Source organism: Acinetobacter sp. TUM15064 (assembly GCF_008980265.1).
Lineage (GTDB): Bacteria > Pseudomonadota > Gammaproteobacteria > Pseudomonadales > Moraxellaceae > Acinetobacter.
Window position 1 is genome coordinate 1 of the sequence record NZ_BKFU01000077.1, and the last position, 13,780, is coordinate 13,780.

9 protein-coding genes are annotated in these 13,780 nt (G+C 41.3%); 7 read left to right on the top strand and 2 right to left on the bottom strand.

Annotated elements, in window-relative coordinates; genetic code table 11:
- Positions 1–192 precede the first annotated feature (192 nt).
- From ahcY to GBI16_RS16100, 6 genes are all read left to right on the top strand, one after another.
- Positions 193–1,575: an adenosylhomocysteinase gene (gene ahcY, locus GBI16_RS16075; RefSeq protein ID WP_151707458.1), complete on the top strand. Its 1,383-nt coding sequence runs from the start codon at positions 193–195 to the stop codon at positions 1,573–1,575.
- Positions 1,576–1,759: 184 nt separating this feature from the next.
- Complete coding sequence (metF, locus tag GBI16_RS16080) at positions 1,760–2,596, top strand: methylenetetrahydrofolate reductase [NAD(P)H] (RefSeq protein WP_151707459.1); 837 nt, start codon at positions 1,760–1,762, stop codon at positions 2,594–2,596.
- Between the two features lie 40 nt (positions 2,597–2,636).
- Positions 2,637–3,371: a 16S rRNA (uracil(1498)-N(3))-methyltransferase gene (locus GBI16_RS16085; protein WP_086208323.1), complete on the top strand. Its 735-nt coding sequence runs from the start codon at positions 2,637–2,639 to the stop codon at positions 3,369–3,371.
- Between the two features lie 165 nt (positions 3,372–3,536).
- Positions 3,537–6,413 (top strand): EAL domain-containing protein, encoded by a 2,877-nt coding sequence (locus GBI16_RS16090; protein WP_086208324.1) that lies wholly within the window; start codon positions 3,537–3,539, stop codon positions 6,411–6,413.
- Between the two features lie 140 nt (positions 6,414–6,553).
- Entirely contained in the window at positions 6,554–8,833 is a 2,280-nt protein-coding gene (locus tag GBI16_RS16095; RefSeq protein ID WP_086208872.1) for an NADP-dependent malic enzyme, read from the top strand.
- 83 nt (positions 8,834–8,916) lie between these two features.
- On the top strand, positions 8,917–10,140 hold the full coding sequence (locus GBI16_RS16100; protein WP_151707460.1) for a multifunctional CCA addition/repair protein: 1,224 nt from the start codon (positions 8,917–8,919) through the stop codon (positions 10,138–10,140).
- A 55-nt stretch (positions 10,141–10,195) separates the two neighbouring features.
- On the opposite strand, the gene epmA is transcribed toward GBI16_RS16100, so the two are convergent.
- Entirely contained in the window at positions 10,196–11,179 is a 984-nt protein-coding gene (gene epmA / locus GBI16_RS16105) for an EF-P lysine aminoacylase EpmA (protein ID WP_151707461.1), read from the bottom strand.
- On the bottom strand, positions 11,176–12,243 hold the full coding sequence (locus GBI16_RS16110; RefSeq protein WP_151707462.1) for a 4-phosphoerythronate dehydrogenase: 1,068 nt from the start codon (positions 12,241–12,243) through the stop codon (positions 11,176–11,178). The genes epmA and GBI16_RS16110 overlap by 4 nt, the downstream gene beginning before the upstream one ends.
- Positions 12,244–12,582: 339 nt before the next feature.
- Here GBI16_RS16110 and GBI16_RS16115 point away from each other — a divergent pair, with 339 nt between their 5' ends.
- Positions 12,583–13,680, top strand: a complete 1,098-nt coding sequence (locus tag GBI16_RS16115; protein WP_151707463.1) for an anaerobic sulfatase maturase — start codon at positions 12,583–12,585, stop codon at positions 13,678–13,680.
- Positions 13,681–13,780: the final 100 nt, after the last annotated feature.

Consider the following 13,780-nt stretch of genomic DNA (forward strand, 5'->3'; position numbering starts at 1 on the left):
ATAATGTACAAATAGCAATTGGAACTCAAGTGATTTCCAAGTACAATAGTTCGCTAGTCGAGGGATGCTGCGACTTTTTCACAGGTACATAAATGTGAAATCGCTAGGCTCGACGATCCGGTTCAAATCCCTTTTGAATCAACAACGGCATCCGCGAACTGAATGATCAATTTTTTATATTAGGAGATCGTGATGAACGCGGTTACTGCTTCATTTACAGATTACAAAGTTGCTGATATTTCACTCGCTGACTACGGCCGTAAAGAAATCAAACTTGCTGAAGCAGAAATGCCAGCACTTATGGGCCTACGTAAGCGCTATGCTGCTGCAAAACCACTTGCTGGCGCAAAAATCCTTGGTTGTATCCACATGACCATTCAAACTGCGGTTCTTATTGAAACTCTAGTTGAATTAGGTGCAGAAGTTCGTTGGACATCTTGTAATATCTTCTCTACTCAAGACCATGCTGCTGCGGCAATTGCGGCTTCTGGTGTTCCAGTATTTGCTTGGAAAGGCGAAACTGAAGAAGAATATGTATGGTGTTTAGAACAACAAATCAATGTGAATGGTACGCCTTGGGATGCCAACATGATTTTGGATGATGGCGGTGACTTAACTGCTCTTATTCATGAAAAATATCCAAATGTATTGGCTAAAATTCACGGTATTACTGAAGAAACCACCACAGGTGTTCAACGTCTACTTGAAATGTGGAAAGACGGTTCTCTTAAAGTTCCTGCGATCAACGTCAACGATTCAGTAACGAAATCTAAAAACGACAACAAATACGGTTGCCGCCACTCACTAAACGATGCGATTAAGCGTGGTACAGATATGCTTTTATCTGGCCGTCGTGCACTTGTCATCGGTTACGGTGACGTAGGTAAAGGTTCTGCTCAATCTCTTCGTCAAGAAGGCATGATTGTACGTGTAACTGAAGTTGACCCAATCTGTGCAATGCAAGCATGCATGGATGGCTTTGAGGTTGTTGCTCCGTACAAAAACGGCGTTCAAACGGGTAAAAAAGAAGACATCAATCTTGACCTTCTTCAAAACACTGACTTGATCGTAACGACAACGGGTAACTACCACGTATGTGACGCGGCAATGTTAGATACATTAAAAGCAGGCGCAGTAGTGTGTAACATCGGTCACTTTGATACTGAAATCGACACCAACTACTTACGTGGTTACAAATGGGTTGAAGTGAAGCCACAAGTACACCAAGTATATCGTTCTGAAAATGACAGTGATTACCTAATCCTGCTTTCTGAAGGTCGTCTTGTGAACTTGGGTAATGCAACAGGTCACCCTTCACGTGTCATGGATGGTTCTTTTGCCAACCAAGTCTTAGGTCAAATGCACTTATTCGCGGAAAAATTTGCGGATCTTGCAGAAGATCAAAAACAAGCAGCAATCCGTGTAGAACTCCTTCCTAAGAAATTAGATGAAGAAGTTGCTGCGGCAATGGTTGCAGGTTTTGGCGGTGTGTTAACAACTTTGACTCAAGTACAAGCAGATTACTTAGGTGTTCAAGTTGAAGGCCCATTCAAATCAGACGCTTATAAATACTAAGTTTTATATTTCCCCTCATCCTAGCCTTCTCCCAATGAGAGAAGGGACTTTTCATTATTAATTCAATTTATAGTGAAAGTCCCCTTCTCCTGTAAAGCGAGTTTTAAGCACTGCTTTAAAGCTACGCGCAAGAGTGGGCTAGGAAGAGGTCTAAATAAAAAGCATTTATAAAAAGGATTTGAACATGTCGAAACACATTCCTATTTCTTTTGAGTTTTTCCCGACCAAAACGGATGCGGGCGCAGAGAAGCTCAAAGTCGTACATCAAGAACTACAACTCTTAAATCCAGAGTTTTTCTCAATTACTTATGGTGCAGGCGGTTCAACTCGTGAACGTACCTTAGCAGCCATTGCTGAATTTAATGGTAAAGGCACACCTGTTGCCCCTCACCTGTCTTGTATTGGTGATGACAAAGCACGTATTGCTGAGTTACTCGACATTTATAAAGATCAAGGTATTGACCGTATTGTCGCGTTGCGCGGTGACTTGCCTTCAGGTCAAGTTGGCCTAGGCGAATTGCCTTATGCTTCGGATTTGGTACGTTTTATTCGTGAACATTCGGGCGATCATTTCAAAATTGAGGTTGCTGCGTATCCTGAAATGCACCCTCAAGCAGATAGCTTTGACCAAGACATTCAACGCTTTTGCGACAAAGCCAATGCTGGTGCGAATGCCGCACTGACTCAGTTCTTCTTTAATCCAGATGCCTACTTCTACTTTGTAGATCGCATTCAAAAAGAAGGCGTGAATATTCCTGTAGCACCAGGCATTATGCCAATTATCAATGCCAGCAACTTAATTCGCTTTGCAGATGGTACAGGCGCTGAGATTCCACGTTGGATTCGTAAGCAACTGGCAACCTATGGTGACGATACCGCAAGCATTAAAGCATTTGGTCATGAAGTGGTTGTAAAACTATGTGAACGCTTAATTGCTGGTGGTGCACCAAGTTTGCATTTCTACACCATGAACACCACTGATCCTACCCGTCAACTTGTACTAGACCTCGGTTTAGCATAAGGATTTAAACCAGATTCACCCTATTTGAGAGTAAAACCGAATGCCTCGTTTTTTTATGGAAGCAGAACTCAATGTTGATCACACTGTCGAACTGACTGAAACGGTGTTTCATCATTGGGTCAAAGTTTTACGCGCTCAAGTCGGTGAAACGGCTACCTTGTTTAATGGACAAGGTGGCGAGTATGAAGTGACCTTAAGTGACGTTGCCAAAAAGTCAGCCTCAGTTCGGGTCACTGCTTTCAACCCAACCAATCGCACACCTGCGTTCAAAACTTTACTCGGTCAAGTCATGAGTAAAGGTGACCGTATGGACTATGTCATTCAAAAAGCGGTTGAATTGGGCGTTTCTGAGATTCAACTCTTAACATCTGAACGTTGCGAAATGCGTTTGAAATATGATCGTGACCAAAAGAAGATTGATCATTGGCAAGGTATTGCCATAGCGGCTTGTGAACAATGTGGCATGAACCTTGTTCCCACTATTCATGCTCCGGTCGGCTTAGAAAAATGGCTCGCGACAGAGTTACCAACAACTCGACTTGTGCTTGCACCAAACAAAGAAGAACTCGACGTTTTGGCAGAAGCGACCCCGAACATTGCGTTACTGATTGGCCCTGAAGGTGGTTTAAGTGAGGCTGAAATTACGACAGCCAATGACCACGGATTTATAAACTGGTGTATAGGCGAACGGGTGTTACGTACAGAGACTGCGCCAGTTGTCGCTTTAGCGATTCTAAATTACAAATTTAGTGATTTAAATCACATAAACGGTTGAGTCATCCTTTAGTTCTGTTAATATATTGCTTATTATGTACAACAATATTACCCGTTACTTATATCAAGACATAATTTGAGTTTATTTTTGTACTGTGTTTTTTTAACTTGAAAAACTCACAACTGAACATTTTTAGGTCATAAAAAAAATAAGGTTTCGCGATTCATGCCAGATATTTCTACAGAAAATCTTGATCGGCACTTGCAGACTGCGCAGATATCGCACTCCATTAGCCATATTCGTTTTCTTATTAGTAGCTTACTGATTCTTAATTTTTATATTTTCTGTACATATCACTATAATTTTTCTCAAGATTCTTTTTATTTTAACCTTTGGTTTTTCATTTCTGAGTTTATTTTGAGTATTTTATGGGTGATTAGCACAGTCTATTTCAAGCCAAGTAACTATTCAACTCATCCTGCACATCGTTGGATTCAAGGTGTTTGCTTAACCGTCGGCTGTCTAGTTGCGACTGGTGTTGTATGTATTTATTATTATCTACCCCAACAATCAGGTGATTTTAGTTTTGTTGACGCATTGGTTTTATCTGCACTTTTGGTCATTGTTACACAAACAGTCTGCTTAACCTATTTAACCCAGCGAATTAATTATTTCTGTCTAGTCTTTATTCCATCAATTACGCCCTATATCTTCTCTCAATTCATTTACTTTGATAACAATCACAATATTTTTCACCTTACCGTCAATTTTATTTTGATTGTGATATTACTCTGTGCCAATGCAACAAATCGTATCAATCAGCATTCCTCGCGCCTCTCTATTAAAAACCGCGAACTGAAAAAAGAAGCTGAAATGCAAGTGGCATGGACCGATGATCTTTGTAAACAATTACAAACAGAAGTGAATAAATCCAAGGAAATAGAGCAACAACTGCAACTGAATAATCAGTTACTGGAACAAAAAGTACGTGAGCGTACTTTTGACATAAATGAAATCAATAAAGATTTAAAAAACAAACAAGAAAACCTTTCTCTTGCACATAAAATTGCAGGTATTCGCCCTTGGGATTGGAATATTAAAGATCGTTTGATTTCACTAACCAATCACAAACAAGAAAAAGTCGTTAAAAACTCCACAGAACATCAAAACCAACTACAGTTTTTGATTCATCCAGATGACATTACATTATTTAAGTCGTCTATGAAAAGTCATTTACGGGGTCATTCAGATCGCTATGAAGCCACTTACCGTGTGCAACATAACAATGGGAAATGGTATTGGGTACATGACACTGGTCGTGTCATTTCCCGAGATCCTATGACACAAAAGCCTTTACAAATGGTGGGTATTCGACGTGATATTCAACATGAAAAAAGTAATCAGGAACGTTTACGACTCGCAGCAAGCGTACTTGAACAAGCAGAACAAGGTATTTTCATTCTTGATGAAGACCTGCGTTATATCGACGTAAACCCATTCTTTGAGCGTCTCACTGGGTTTAATGCCGCACACATAAATGGTAAACATCTATTTGATATTGTGGCCAACTATAAGTCGCATCAACGCACCACTCACAACCAAATCATTGCTCAGCTTTTGAAAAAAGGTGAATACGATGGTGAACTAGACGAAAAGTTTCTTTCAGGCAAAGAACTGTGTATTTGGATGCATCTAAATGCCATCACTGATGATCAAGATCGTGTGACCCATTATATTGGGATTGTGTCTGATTTAACTGAGCGTAAACTGCAAGAACAACGCCTTTCTTATTTAGAAAACTACGACACATTAACGGACTTACCTAACCGTTTTTATTATAACTATCAACTGCATCAGTATCTCGTCTCTCAAAAAGACAGTATTAAACAACTGGCAATTATTCGTCTCAATATTGACCGTTTCCGACCATTGAATGAATTTTTAAGCAACAATGGTGGCGATGAATTACTCCGTCAAGTTGCACAACGCCTTCGCTTAACCAATGCAGAAGCTCTAGTTGTTGCTCACTTAAACGGCGATGATTTTGCTATTGTCTATGAAATTTCACATATTCGGCCATCTATTCAACAGCATATTGAGCGAATTCATAAAGCGTTTAGCTTACCTTTTGACATCTTTGGTCAGGAACATATCATTACGCTTTCAATGGGAATTTCTCAATACCCTGAACACGGTCGCCAACTTGACTACTTAAATAACTGTGCAGAACAAGCATTGACCGAGGCAAAACGCCTTGGTGGCAATACAACCAAGTTTTATACTTTGAGTAATACAGTTGCTTTAGAAGAAGGGATTTATTTAGAACGTGATTTAAGGCTGGCAATACAAAACAATGAGTTGGTGGTCTATTATCAACCAAAAATCAATTTTCACGATCAAAAAATTTATGGTTTTGAAGCGCTAGTACGTTGGAATCATCCATCCAAAGGTATAGTTCCCCCTGGACTGTTCATTCCTATGGCGGAAAAAACCAGTCTAATTTCGGATATTGGGCGCATTGTCATCCTACAAACCGCAAAACAGATTCAAGAATGGAATAAACTTGGTTTCGAGGACATTTGTGTCTCTGTCAATGTGGTTGCACAACAGTTACAACGTGGTCAACTTCTCAAAGATTTGGATGAAGCGCTTCACCTTTATGGAATCAAAGGCAGTAGCCTAGAGTTAGAAATAACCGAATCCACCTTAGTAGAAAACTCTGTTGAAGTTAAAAATTTACTTGAGACCATCAAATCACGTGGCATCCACATTTCTTTGGATGATTTCGGTACTGGCTATTCATCCCTGTCCTATCTGACTGACTTCCCAATCGACACTTTAAAAATTGATCGCACATTTATTTCAAAAATTGGGCACAGCAAACAAGAAGCGATTGTCAGTGCCATGATTGCAATGGGGAAAGCCATGGGCATGACTGTCGTCGCTGAAGGTATCGAAACTGAGCAGCAACTAAACTACTTACAAAACCTTGAATGCGATATCGCTCAAGGTTACTTATTTTCCAAACCACTTGCCCAGCGTGACGCAACTCAGTATCTCAAAGATAACCTCGAACTGCCCGCTTATACATACTTAATATAAATCAGGTGGTTTTAGCTCTAAGTTTGACTTAAAAAGCATCAGCTATCACTGGGATATGCCAGCAACTAATGGTATATTCGGTCTTGTCTACTAAAAAACCACCAGCTCCGCTGGCTAACCCACGCTACAAAGAGATTCAGATGGACGATCAATCATTAAAACAGCAAGCTTTGTATTATCACGAATTTCCAACTCCAGGGAAAATCAGCGTTACACCAAGCAAGCAGCTGGTCAACCAACGTGACTTAGCTTTAGCTTATTCACCAGGTGTTGCTGCACCATGTTTAGAGATTGAACGCGACCCGTCTACTGCTGCGCTTTACACAGCGCGTGGTAACTTAGTTGCTGTGGTCAGTAACGGTACAGCCGTACTTGGCCTAGGCAACATTGGTCCTTTAGCGTCTAAACCTGTTATGGAAGGTAAAGGCGTACTGTTTAAGAAATTTGCTGGTGTTGACGTTTTTGACATCGAAATTGCAGAAAATGATCCTGACAAAATCGTGGACATTGTTGCTGCATTAGAACCGACTTTTGGTGGTATTAACCTTGAAGATATCAAGGCGCCAGAGTGTTTCTATATCGAGCAAAAACTACGTGAACGCATGAATATTCCTGTGTTCCACGACGACCAACATGGTACTTCTATTATTGTTGGTTCTGCTTTGCTGAACGCTTTACAGTTAAATGGCAAAAAAATTGAGGAAATCAAGATCGTTGCTTCAGGCGCAGGCGCTGCTGCATTGTCTTGTTTAGATCTTCTTTGTGCAATTGGTGCGAAGAAAGAAAATATTATTGTAGCTGACTCTCGCGGTCTGCTTACCACTAAGCGTGAAGGCTTAGACGAGTCTAAAAAGCGTTATGTACAAGACATCGACGGCACTCAACTGGCTGACGTGATTGCAGACGCAGACATGTTCCTTGGGTTATCTGCTGCAGGTATCTTAACCAAAGAAATGGTTAAGCTCATGGCAAAAGATCCAATTATCTTTGCACTTGCAAACCCAGATCCAGAAATTCTACCTGAACATGCTCACGAAGTTCGTGATGATGTCATCATGGCAACAGGTCGTTCAGACTATCCAAACCAAGTAAATAACGCACTTTGCTTCCCTTACATTTTCCGTGGTGCCCTTGATGTAGGTGCAACGACGATTAATGAAGAGATGAAAATCGCGTGTGTATATGCGATTGCGCGTATGGCACACATTGAAGCAGATGCGGCATCTTATGGTGAAAAATCAGCATCATTTGGTCGTGACTACCTTATTCCACGTCCACTCGATCAACGTCTGATTTTGGAAATTGCACCAGCTGTTGCACAAGCAGCAATGGACTCTGGTGTGGCTGATCGCCCAATTCAAGACTTCTCTGCTTACCGTCAACGTCTGTCTGAGTTTGTTTATAACTCTGCGTTCATGATGAAGCCTATTTTTGCTCAGGCAAAATCTGACCCAAAACGTATTGCTTATGCAGAAGGTGAAGACCTACGTGTACTTCGTGCAGTACAAATTGCGGTTGATGAAGATCTTGCAAAACCAATTTTAGTCGGTCGTACGGCAGTTATTGAAGCGAACATCAAAAAGTTAGGCTTACGTCTTGAACATGGTGTGAACATCACGATTGTGGATCAAGAAAAAAATCCTGACTACGAACTGTTTGCAGATGACTACTACACACTCATGCAGCGTAAAGGTGTAACACCTGAATATGCGCAACGTGAAGCACGTCGTCGTTCAACCTTGATCGCGTCGATGTTGGTGAAACATGGTAAAGCAGACGGTATGTTATGTGGTACATATTCAAGCTACGACATTCACTTAGATTTCGTTAAAAACATCATTGGTAAAAAAGAAGGTCATAACTCTTTCTTTACACTAAATGCTTTAATGCTTGAAGACCGTAACCTGTTCATTGCTGACACTTACATCAATCGTAATCCAACGGCTGAACAGCTGGCTGAAATGACTATTTTAGCTGCTGAAGAAGTGCGCCGTTTTGGCATGACACCACGTGTTGCGCTACTTTCTCACTCAAGCTTCGGTTCAGATCAAACGGATGCAAGCGCACAAAAAATGCGTAAAGTGTTTGAGATTTTAACGCAAATTGCGCCAGAACTTGAAGTTGAAGGTGAAATGCATGCAGACGCAGCATTGGATGAAAACATCCGTAGCTTTGCATACTCAAACTCACGCTTCAAAGGTTCTGCGAACCTACTGATCATGCCGAACTTGGATGCAGCCAACATTTCATTTAACCTGTTAAAAGCAACTTCAGGCAATAATGTTACTATTGGTCCTATCCTATTAGGTGCAGCTAAGCCAGTTCATATTTTGACACCGACAGCAACAACACGTCGTTTGGTCAACATGACAGCGCTGACTGTAGCCGAAGTTCAAGAAGCTGAGAAAAACGCTATCTAATCACTTGTTGAGATAGTCTCGTCTTGTGACTTGAGAAAACCTCTATTCTGTAGCATGATGGCTGCAAGAATAGAGGTTTTTTCATGCAAGTTTATTTAGTAGGCGGTGCGGTCCGAGATCAGCTTCTGGGTCATCCCTATCACGAAAAAGATTATGTAGTTGTCGGTGCAACGCCTGAACAACTGCTTGCCCAAGGTTTCCAACCTGTAGGTAAAGATTTTCCTGTTTTTTTACATCCTGAAACCAAAGATGAATATGCGCTTGCCCGTACTGAACGTAAGTCAGGACAGGGATATCATGGCTTTGAGTTTTATACCGATAGTTCCGTCACCCTAGAACAAGATTTAATTCGACGCGACCTTACCATTAATGCCATCGCTATGGATGATGACGGCACACTATATGACCCCTATGGCGGTCAGCGAGACCTAGAACGACGTATTTTACGGCATGTTTCCGATGCTTTTGTAGAAGACCCACTGCGCGTCCTACGTATTGCTCGATTTGCGGCACGTTATAAAACCCTAGGATTTATAGTGGCAGAGGAAACGTTGGCACTGATGCAACAACTCGCAAACTCGGGCGAACTTGAGGCGCTAACACCTGAACGCGTTTGGAAAGAAACCTCCCGCGCCCTAATGGAAGATCATGCTGATGAATACTTTGAAGTGCTACGTCGCTGTGGTGCTTTAAAAGTACTTTTTCCAGAAATCGAGGCACTTTACGGTATTCCGCAGCGCCCTGAATATCACCCTGAAATTGACTGTGGCATCCACACCATGATGTCATTACAACAGGCGTGCCGCGCCAACTATGCACTAGATGTTCGTTTTGCTGTTCTCGTACATGACTTAGGTAAAGCCTTAACACCTGTGGATGAATTACCACGTCATATCATGCATGAAGAACGTGGGGTTAAACCTGTGACTGAAGTGTGCGAGCGTCTAAAAGTCCCAACACAGATGAAACAACTTGCAATTACTGTCTGCAAAGAACATTTAAAATGTCATCAAGCCCTCACCTTAAAACCAGGGACTTTATGGCGCTTACTGCAACGCTTAGATGTATTGCGTCGTCCTGAACGGGTTGAAGCCTTTGTGCAGGCCTGTGAATGCGACTCACGTGGTCGTTTAGGACTTGAAGATCGTGAATACCCGCAGTCTCAATATGTTTTAAAAGCGATGGAGGTTGTGCGAAATATTAAAGCTCAAGATCTGCCTGCAGATATCCAAGGCCCTGATATTGGTGAAATGCTGATTGAACGTCGCATACATGCCATTGGCGTGCTGAAAGCACAATACAGTTGAATCTTTATAAACAAAAAAATAAAGCGCCCTATTTGGCGCTTTATTTTCATTTCACTTAAGAAATGGATGCGGGAAAAGTAATTACTTTTTCCAACTGCATCTGTTCAGTTGCAACCATTAACAAACGATCCACACCTAAAGCAATACCTGCACATGCGGTCATTTGAGGCAAAGCAGCCAATAAAAATTCATCAATCGGCATCACATATAAGCCTAACTTTTCCCGTTCTGCGTTATCAGCTGCAAAGCGTGAACGTAACACGTCAGCATCAATCAACTCATCATAAGCATTGGCGAGCTCTAAACCCTCGATGTACAACTCAAAACGTGCTGCAACTAGCTCACCGTCTTCATCTGTTTTGGTTTTGGCAAGTGAAGCAAGTTCTGGCGGAAAGTCAGTTAAAAATACTGGGGTATCAAAACCTAAGCTTGGCTCTACAAAATGCGAAAAGAGTAAATCAATATAACCCAATCGGTCATCACCCAAGTCCAAATTTAAACCCACGCGATTGCAGCAGTCTTTTAGCTCTTTCAAACTAGCTAGCAGTGGGTTCAAATCCAAACGATCCATAAATGCATGTTTATAGCTTAAAATGGTTGGACGAACTTCACCAAAACGCTGCTTTAATGTGACATTCAATAAATCGGTCACTTCAAACATCAAATCCTTCAAACTAAAATTCGGTCTGTACCATTCCAACATGGTAAATTCACTATTGTGTTTTCGTCCATGTTCATCATCACGGAAAACCTTACAGACTTGATAAATCGGCCCACTGCCACTGGCGAGTAAGCGCTTCATCGCAAACTCAGGGGAGGTTTGTAAATAATGCGTTTGCTGCGAGCCTTGTACATGACGCTGCGCTTGAATGGAAGCCAAATGCACATCCGTCACACCAGCCTGAGATAAAATCGGTGTTTCAACTTCAAGTACTTCTCGTTCAGCAAAAAACTGACGAATTTGGCTGTACATTTGTGCGCGAGCACGCATGGCTTTTAAATTACAGGTTGGCTGATAGTGGATCACGTCCTGACTCATGCCTTTGGCCCCCCATGTGCAGCCCATTCACGGCGTAATGGATAAGTCTTTCTTAAATGGTCAAAGGCTTTCTGGTCAATCATCCCCTCTTTTAAACAAGCACGTAAAGCGTGGTCATCTCGTAAAATTGGATAGATTTCATTTAAATGCTGTTGAAGTGTAGATTTCAAATCTTGCCTTTCAAAATACTGAGCACACACAGGCAACTGCGACTCGAAACTTTTATATGCTTCAAACTGAAAGGTTTTACAAAAGGCGTCATAGATCATTTGTGTACCACGCGCTTTACCTTCTAAGCTATAACCTGCAATGTGTGGTGTCACTAGACTCACCGCATTTAGTACCTGCTCAGAAATCACTGGCTCATGCTCAAAGACATCCAATACCACTTTACGCTGTGTTTTTTCGATGTCTGCCAATAAAGCTTGCTCTTCAACAACAGATCCACGCGCAGAGTTGATTAGGATCGCTGTAGGCTTCATTGCAGCTAAAGCATCCGTATTAATTAAATGATGTGTCGGATGCTGCCCTGCTTTCGTGAGTGGAACATGCAATGAAATGGCATCAGCAGTGTTTAATAGCGTTTTTAAATCGACCTGCTGAATCACATCTTGCTGTACAAAAGGATCATAGCCGATCACATTCCAACCCAATAGTTTGGCCATATAGGCTAAGCGAGAACCTACATTTCCTAGACCAATAATCCCCAAAGTAAAACGTTCATTAGCATCTATAAAAGCTGGGTTCAAATGCAGTAAAGCGGTAATCACATATTCAGCCACCGCCTGTGCATTACAGCCCGCAGCATTTGCCCAGTGGATATTCTGTTTTTCAAGGGCTTCAATATCTAAATGGTCTGTGCCAATCGTTGCACTACCGACATATTCAAGCGCTGTATTATCAATTAAAGCTGGGTTAACTTGTGTCACAGAACGAACCAATAATGCCTTCGCCTCTACAACATCGGCATGGGTCAAAGTACGCCCTGCTTTCTGTTCGACTTCACCAAATTCAGCAAAAAAATAATCGGTAAATGCGAGATTTTCATCTGCCACGATTTTCATAATCTATTCCAACGCTTTGTTAGCGCTATGATACCCCTTGAGTGAGTACAACACTATGTTGCCTTATCGTTCATTAAGTTAAAAACCTATATATTCCACACTTATTTTTAAAAAATAAAAGACATAATAGTTTTATGGAATTGCCTTTTTCATTTATTCTCTATTAGAATAAGTGAAATAACTATTCAGCATGAATGATTAAAAAATTCACTCAGTATATTGAACGATAAAGTGCCATGCTGCATAAGCCTATACATTGCATCTTTAAGTATTGATTGAGAATAAACGATTAAGATAAAAACAATATTTAACTAAAAACGATAAGGGGACTTAAACGCCATGCAGCGAATTCCAACTCTAAATGAATCCCCACCACTTAAAACGGCCCAACTGATGGGAAAAGTTTACCGATATCATGTCATGATCAAACCTTCGGGTGCGCAGTGTAATTTAGACTGTAGTTATTGCTTTTATTTACATAAGCAAGACATGCTACATCAACCTAAAACACCCCGCATGACAGAGTCTCTTCTTGAACTGCACATTAAACAATACATCGAGTCTCAAACCGCAGATGAAGTTGTGTTTAGTTGGCAAGGGGGTGAGCCTACTCTTATGGGTTTGGAATTTTTTGAACGAGTGGTTGAGCTACAACGAAAATATCAAAAAGCCAATCAACGTATCGAAAATGACTTACAGACCAATGGCACTTTACTCGATGAAGACTGGTGTGCATTTCTCAAACGGAATAATTTTTTAGTCGGTTTATCCATTGATGGCCCTGCCGAGTTTCATGATAAACATCGTTATAACAAAGGTGGAAAGCCGACCCATAGCAAAGTCATGCAGGCAGTGAAACTTCTGCATCTCTACCAAATCCCTTTCAATGCACTTTGTGTGGTCAACCGTGATAATGCAAAGCGTCCAATCGACGTATATCGTTTTCTCCGCGATCAAGTCCAACCCCGTATGATCCAGTTTATACCTGGGATGGAAAGTGCACAGTTTCAGCAAACAGCTCCAGGTTATTGGAATCCAGATGACTTACCCACTTTAGGCAGTTCTGCAACACACCCTGGGACAGCCGATTCCGTCGTTACAGACTGGTCGATTGCAGCCGATGATTGGGGTTACTTTCTTTCTCGGGTATGGGGAGAATGGTTACAAAAAGACTTTGGTAAGGTCTTTGTCGATCAATTTGAAAATATCGTTTCGATGATGTTTGGCTATGGTGCTCAAAAATGTGTATCAGGACAAATTTGTGGTAAAGCGCTGGCTATAGAACATAATGGTGACTTATTTTCCTGCGACCACTTTGTCTATCCTGAATATAAACTGGGAAATATTCAGGACTTTCATCAAGGTGATCTGGTCTTTTCTGAAAAGCAAAAACAGTTTTCTTTTTCAAAGGGCTTTGTTGCACAAAGCTATTCTTGAAGGCTTCTTCAGTAATATAATTTCCAGATGAAGAAGCCTACACCTAAAATCTATCGTACAACCAATTGGTCCTCGTATAACCAAGCTTTAATCAAGCGAG